Below are 3,757 nucleotides of genomic sequence, written 5' to 3' on the forward strand. Positions count from 1 at the left end.
CAGCCCGCCCCCTTGCGCATACCTCATAACGTCGGCATACCGCAGGGATCATGAGGCGTCAGCCCCTACGACACCACGCTTTGAAGGTCAGTAACCAGGCAGGTGATCGCGTCCCGGACTGCCTCGTTGACGGCGTCCGCGACCGTGTGGCCGGCGCCGGCGGTAAGGGTGTCCGCCTTCACGGTCCACCGCCGGCGTGCTTCGAATTTCAATAGCGACGAATACGGCCTTGCGCGCCATCGCGTTGCGGTACGCGTCGTGGAAGGCATCGGTGCCGGTGGCGTCCGGGATCAGGTGGGCGGGGCAAGAAACCGGCAGCGGCTACACGAGGGCAATTTTGTCAAGAGCCGAGATTCAATCGCATCCGCGACCCGCGGGCGCCCGCGGGCGGGTCAGGCGCCGCCGTCATGCCTCGCACGCCCGGTGACGCACCCTTGCGTGAGGCGCGGAACGTCTCGCCGCTGTGCATGTGAAAGGGAAGAGCGCGCGTGTCGCTGGCGAGGCTGACGGTGGACGGATCAGCACAATCGGTGTGACACTTGCGGCTTCCGGCGCGCTGTAACCGGTGAGCCGTGATCACAGCCGTGCAATGCCCCGCTCCCCCCGTGCGGGGTATTGCGCTCCGGGGCGGGCAGGTGCACTCCCCCGTCGCCTGCCCGCCCCCCTTGCGTAAACGGAGGAGAACCCACGGTCAGCTGTCTGGGGCATCCGGCTCACACCTTGCAGTGCTGGGGAAGATGCGTCGCAGCACGCTGAAAGCATGATCGGTCAGGGGTGACCCAGTGGCGGCAGTGGCTCTTTCGCCGGTGTGAAGGCCACCGTCTCACCCTGTCGGGCTCTCAGACCCGTGACCGCAATCCGCGTCATGGCGGGCTTTTCGTCATCATGGTGAGATAGATGCCGAATGCCAGGGAGAACGCCACAGCAGGCGCCATCAGAACGCAGGCGTTACGCAAGCGAGCCCGCGAGATCGCCAGCGCCGCGGGGAGCAGGAGGGGAAAGGCCGGGAAGAGGAGGCGCGGCCTGCTGGTGAAGAAATGGGCGCCGCCCAGAGCCATCACGATCAGCGTCGCACTGTAGACCAAGAGGGGTGGCGGCTGCCGGTCGAGGAGGCTGAGGACGAACAGGACCACCGCCCCGGTGACGACAGCCGCAGCCGTGTACTGGCCCAACGATCCCTTGGCCAGCACCAGATGCTTGAACATGTACAGGCTGTAGTGGCCGAAGTCGAAGGTGGAGCCGAACCGTCGTTGGACGGCGAAATAGCCCGTCGGGCTGCCCGTCTTGTTCCCCACCCAGATGACGTAACCCAGCCATCCGGCCGGGGCGAGCAGCGCGGAGAGCCACATACGCCACTCCATAGGCTGGTCGTCGCGGCGGTGCGATGCGTGTGCTCCCAGGGCGGTCATCACGGCAACGGCTGCGGCAATCCCGTTGGGGCGGGTGAGGCCCGCCAGCAGGGCGAGCAGGCCGGCGGTGAGCCAGCGGCGTGTGAGGGCGGCATACAGAGCCCACGCCGCAAAGGCGGTCATCATCGACTCGGTGTAGGCCATGGTCGTGACCACGGCCTGGGGCAGTGCCGCCCACAGGGCGACGAGTGCGACGGCGACCCGTCGCTGGTACATCAGTTCCCCTACCGCGTAGATCCCTGCGGCAGCCACCAGTGCGGCGCTCCACGACAGGGCGAGGGCCACGTTGACCTCCCCCACCGGTATCACCGTGTTCACTGCCCGGATGAGCGCCGGATACAGAGGGAAGAAGGCCATGTCGCTGTACACGATGCCGGTACCCGGCGGACCGGGACGTACGGTGCCGAAGCCGTGCTGAGCGATGTGCAGGTACCACAAGCTGTCCCACCGCATGCCCAGGACCGAACGTGGATGCCGGCCCACGTGGACAGCCCAGGCGGACACCGCTGCCACGCCTGCCAGACGCATGACGGCGAAGACCGCCAGTGCGGGCAGCGCCCTGCGCCAAGCAGCCCGCAACCGCGTCAGCCCAGTCGGCTTCGGCGGGCCGCCCGAACGGTGGGGGGACGGGCGTGGCCGTGGGTGGTGGTCGACATCAGTGACGCCCTGAGAGAGGTCATCCACGTCAAGTCCCTTCCTCTGCCTCCATGCGCCGGCCGACCGCCGGACGACTGGCCTGTCACTGGCATCTGTCAATCGGGGCAGGGCTGGATCAGCGAGTGACGGCAGGCCGCGCTGGCGTTGTATCCGTCCGGGCGCGCCAGCCCACCTGGACGAAGCCAAGCCGGTGAAGGGACAGGGATTCCGTCGAGGTTCATGCGGACGCCCGGCCGGCGGCCCCGGACACACCGAAGCCCGGGCCACCGGCGCGCGCTGACGGCATGCAGTGCTCCTCGACCGTATGCGGCTGGGCCGAGGTGGCGGATGAGTGCATGCCAACCGGGCCTCACCGGCCACTCCGAAGGGGGGTGGAAGATCCCCCACTCGCCGCTCATCGTGGCCCTCACCACTCCATGTCCTGCGGCCAGGACTTCCCGTGGGCGGGGCGCTGTTGTACGGCCTCGTATCCGAGGCCGAAGCGGCGAGGTGCGGGGCGTTGCGCGGTCGCCCACGCGACGAAACGACGTACGGGGCTCCGGCCGGACGTTCGTCACCGTGTGATCGGCGTGCCGGCCGTCAGCGACAGCGACAGCGACAGCGACAGCGACAGCGACAGCGACAGCGACAGCGACAGCGACAGCGACAGGTTACCCAGATCCTCGTCCGATCGGGGTGACCTGCGTCTTGTAGTCCTTGCCGATCTCGGGTCCCTGCCTCTCGACTGCTGTCCAACACGGTGCTCCGCGACATCAACAGAGCCACGCCTGGTGGGATCCGGCATGCGATTCTTTCCCGCCTTGCCTATGTCGGAGCAGAAGAATGCGGAACGCGTAGCCAAGAACAGGAGGCATGGTGCGGCGCAAGACAATGTCGGAGAGAGCCTGGGCAGTCCCAGTGCTCGCGGCGGTCGGCACGCTGGTGGGCGCCGCGGTGCTGGGACCGATATGGGGTGGGCATGCGGGCGGCTCTGCAGCAAGCCGATCGGACGGCCACGGGCGGGCGAGCGCTTCACCCACGTCATCGAGCACCGGGCGGCGCCTTCACGCCCTACAGTCGGCAGATCGCCGCGTCGATGGGCATGCGCCCGCTCGGCTGGAACATCGACGCCGAGGACTACAAGCAGCCCGGCGCACTGACGATCCTGCATACCGTGGAGCATGAGCTGCCCAACGGCCCCACGATCCTTTTCCATGACGGCGGCGGGGATCAATCGCAGACGGTCGCTGCGCTCGCCGTGCTCATCTCCCACCTGCGGAGCAGGTCTATGCCTTCGGTTTTCCCGTGCGCTGAAGTGCGCAGCGCCCGGCAGCTGTCCTCCGCGGTGATCAGACCATCGGCGAGGGGGCACGCCAGTTGGGAGCAGGCCGAGCATATTCTGGAACGAAACGTCGCGTCCCTGCGAGCCACCCCGGCGGCATAGCCGGAATGCCAGGACAACAGCAATGACACACCCCTGCGCGGGGCCATTGCGTAGCGAAGTGCCCATGCCGGATCTGCGGTGCCGTGTTGTTGAGCTGGGAGGCTTGCTCCATGGCCTGGCGCCGAGCACTTCTTAGACGTTATCTCATTTGGATTCCTCCGGTAGCCTGCGGGCGTGGGGATCGTGGAGCGGCTGGTGCCGGATGAGTTGTGGGAGTTGTTCCAGCGGGTGGTGCCAGAAGCGCCTACCCGGCCTCAGGGCGGCGGTC

General features: G+C 67.5%; 2 protein-coding genes and 2 pseudogenes. 2 read left to right on the plus strand and 2 right to left on the minus strand.

The window, feature by feature from the left end; genetic code table 11:
• Positions 1 to 863 precede the first annotated feature (863 nt).
• Positions 864 to 1,862, minus strand: coding sequence for a hypothetical protein (locus AB0950_RS40300; RefSeq protein ID WP_360162807.1), 999 nt, complete (start codon positions 1,860 to 1,862; stop codon positions 864 to 866).
• A 757-nt stretch (positions 1,863 to 2,619) separates the two neighbouring features.
• The gene (locus AB0950_RS40305; protein WP_366780808.1) at positions 2,620 to 2,850 is read right to left on the minus strand and encodes a hypothetical protein; all 231 of its coding nucleotides are present in this window, start codon (positions 2,848 to 2,850) and stop codon (positions 2,620 to 2,622) included.
• Between the two features lie 207 nt (positions 2,851 to 3,057).
• Between AB0950_RS40305 and AB0950_RS40310 the strand changes: the two are divergent.
• Positions 3,058 to 3,359: pseudogene (locus AB0950_RS40310) on the plus strand (polysaccharide deacetylase family protein); the annotation flags it as partial.
• A 304-nt stretch (positions 3,360 to 3,663) separates the two neighbouring features.
• A pseudogene (locus AB0950_RS40315) lies at positions 3,664 to 3,757 on the plus strand (IS5/IS1182 family transposase); the annotation flags it as partial.

It is taken from the genome of Streptomyces sp. NPDC007189 (assembly GCF_040703635.1).
Classification (GTDB): domain Bacteria; phylum Actinomycetota; class Actinomycetes; order Streptomycetales; family Streptomycetaceae; genus Streptomyces.

What these genes read in the sequence shown, in the direction of transcription:
- AB0950_RS40300 (WP_360162807.1), bottom strand. Translation starts at nt 1,862, where the DNA reads ATGCGGTGGGACAGCTTGTGGTACCTGCACATCGCTCAGCACGGCTTC.
- AB0950_RS40305 (WP_366780808.1), bottom strand. Translation starts at nt 2,850, where the DNA reads ATGCCGGATCCCACCAGGCGTGGCTCTGTTGATGTCGCGGAGCACCGT.